This window comes from Peribacillus sp. SIMBA_075, assembly GCF_046534585.1.
In genome coordinates this window covers 1-360 of record NZ_JAWRYN010000220.1, presented here as the reverse complement: position 1 = coordinate 360, position 360 = coordinate 1, and the positions used below count along the sequence as shown (strand labels likewise).

At 41.1% G+C, this 360-nt stretch carries 1 protein-coding gene; it reads left to right on the top strand.

What is annotated here, in order from left to right:
- Positions 1-360 (top strand): amino acid permease (locus tag SB775_RS27940; RefSeq protein WP_410864407.1); only part of this gene is annotated, 360 nt, incomplete at both ends.

Genomic DNA, 360 nt, shown 5'->3' with positions numbered 1-360 from the left:
ATTGATCGGGCTGACCATTACAGAAACAAAGGATGCGGAGAAGGTCTTACCTGGTGTTGTCAAAAGTATGATGTGGCGTATTATTTTATTTTACACATTGCCAATTTTGATTATCTGTGGTCTCATTCCTTGGAATCAAATCGATCCAAATAACAGTCCTTTTGTCCAAGTCTTCTCTGCTGCTGGTATGCAAGGCGCCTCTCACTTCATTAATTTCGTATTGATTACAGCCGTTCTATCTGCGGCCAATTCTGGCATTTATGGGACGACGAGAATGATTCATTCTCTATCTAAATCAGACGGCGGTCCGAAAAAGCTGGCACAGGTCAATAAAAGAGGCGTACCTATTTTAAGTTTATG